The following is a 2,272-nucleotide window of genomic DNA, read 5'->3' as shown; positions in this document are numbered from 1 at the left end:
CCCTGGACGAGCGCGAGCAGAAGATCCTCACGCTGCGCTTCTACGGCAACCTGACCCAGTCGCAGATCGCCGACCAGATCGGCATCAGCCAGATGCACGTGAGCCGCTTGCTGACCAAGGCCCTCACCAAGCTGCGCGGCCAGCTCGCCGCCGACACCCTGTAACAACACCCAGTCGTTCGTGGCCGGCCCGGTTCGGGCCGGCCACGAGTGTTTCCACCGGTCGCGCTACCGAGGCCAATAGGGCGGTGGGTCGCGCCCGGGTCGACGCTTGCGGAACAGGTCGATGCCGAGGCGCTGCCCATCGGCGTTGTCCAACTCCGCCACAGCGTCCGGCATGGCCGCCACCGGGGACGCGACAGATGGCGCTGTTTGTACGACACCCGGTGCATGTCGGCCCGCTCAACTTCGCGGCACTCGCCAGGGACCGTTCGGCGTCCGCACGACCGCTGTCGAGGCAGCGCCGGGGCTCTGCCGGTCCGTCCTGGCTCGCGGATCCCGGTCACTGCCATCGGGCCTGTCGCGCGCGGCGCAGCTGATCGCGGAACGGCGATCTGGCTCTTGGGCTGGCGGGTGGACGTGTTGCTTTCGAGGTGGCAATCGTCGAGCCCACTGGCGGGATCGCATTCCGGCGTCGCGAAATGCCCCGCTGCGGAGCCGGGTAGCCGACTGCATGCCAGGGGCACTATCGCGCTTGAGTAGATGCGGTTTGCCAGCCAGGCGGGCACACCACACCCGAAGGATGCGACAGCGTTCGCGCAGCCAAGCCGACCGCGGTGCTCGGCCGGACGATCGACGCCACGATCGAAAGACACCAGGAGCCGCACGGCCAAGCCAGCCGGGGTGTTCGTCGAGGGCGACCGCGTGATCGAGCAACGTGACGGGCTGGGCATCGCGGCATCGCGGCATCGCCGCATCGCCGCATCGCCGTATCGCCGCATCGCCGGCCAGGCCGGCAAACCGCACCCGATACCACCGGCCACGCAGCAAGCCGACCGTGATGCTCCGCCGGACGTTCGACGGCGCGCTCGAAAGAGACCACCGGCCACGCGACCTAGCCGCCCGGCCTGTTCGTCGAGCGGCCGAACTCGTGATCGAGGGACGCATCACCGCAATGCCAGCCAGCCCAGCATCCGAGACCACACCACCGGCCGCACAGACAAGCCGCCAGGGTGCTCCGCCGGACGAGCAACAACGCGCTGGAGAGAAGTACGGCCGCCACAAGGCCAGAAACGGTTGGATTGCTTGCTGGGCGGAAGGCGCCTCGATTGGTCTGCGTTCGACGCGGCGTGACTCCAACCGTCTGGGTCTGCGTGAGCCCCACGCCGCCGATCCGGAGGAGCCCGGCTTGATTGGATTCTGTCGCCTACTTGCGACGGCGTGCCAGGTCGGGCTGATGCCGAAATCGACGGCGTCGGCCGATAGAGCGGGGGCAGCGCCCGGTTTGACCAGAGGCGGCGCGGGCGCTGGTGCTGGTGCTGGCGCGGATGCGGGCACGGGCGCGGAGCGAGGGCGGATGCCGGTACGGGCGCGGGTGCGGAAGTCGGCGTCGGACGGAAGTCGACGCAAGCACGGCACGGGCGCAGGCAAAGGCACGGAAGTCGACGCGGGCGCAGGCAAAGGCACGGAAGTCGGCCCGGGCACGGGGCGAAAGTCGGCGCGGGCGCCGGCACGGGGCGGAAAGTCGGCGCGGGCGCGGGCGCGGATGTAGGTGTGGGCGCGGATGTAGGTGTGGGTGTGGATGTAGGTGTGGGTTGATGGACTGCCGGCATAGCGGTGGAACGGGGCTCGAGCTTGTTCCTCGGCTCGGACGCGGCGGCGGCACGGCGTATACGGCTCAGCTTGGCGGCGTGTCGTTGCTGCAAACCCCAGGCGCGGTGCTGCTCGTGTTCCCGGCGGAACTCATCGTTCCCGGGAGAATAGTTTCGACGCTTGGTTCGGTCACGCATCTTCGCCAGCTCTACCGTGCTGAAAAACTGTAGCTGCCGCATATCTATATTGTCTCGCACCGTCGGCAGAAAAACTCACCCGACGACAAGTCGATCATGCCAATTTGAGGTATCTTCCAGTCAATGCCCCGGACCGTAAAGATAGCCTTCGAATTGATCCACTTGCAGTCTGGGCGCGAGGGGCCACATAGCGATTACTAGAAGGGAAACCTGGTTTCGGAGAAACCGGAGAGAGTCCGCATCGGCTGCGACCCACACAAGGCCAGGCAGGCAGGCCGGCGTAACCGCCTGCCTGCCTGCCTGCCTGCCTGCCTGCCTGCCTGT

Annotated in this window: 2 protein-coding genes; both read left to right on the top strand. The window is 67.6% G+C overall.

Translation table 11 applies throughout. The annotated features are described in order from the left end of the window. On the top strand, positions 1-164 hold a 164-nt coding region (locus KXC43_RS49980; protein ID WP_221383382.1), incomplete at its 5' end, for a sigma-70 family RNA polymerase sigma factor. 1,685 nt (positions 165-1,849) lie between these two features. Further along, positions 1,850-1,981 (top strand): hypothetical protein, encoded by a 132-nt coding sequence (locus KXC43_RS52280; RefSeq protein WP_255646210.1) that lies wholly within the window; start codon positions 1,850-1,852, stop codon positions 1,979-1,981. The last annotated feature ends 291 nt before the right edge of the window (positions 1,982-2,272 follow it).

Source organism: Paractinoplanes polyasparticus (genome assembly GCF_019710575.1).
Lineage (GTDB): Bacteria > Actinomycetota > Actinomycetes > Mycobacteriales > Micromonosporaceae > Actinoplanes > Actinoplanes polyasparticus.
This window is presented reverse-complemented; position numbering and strand designations above follow the sequence as displayed.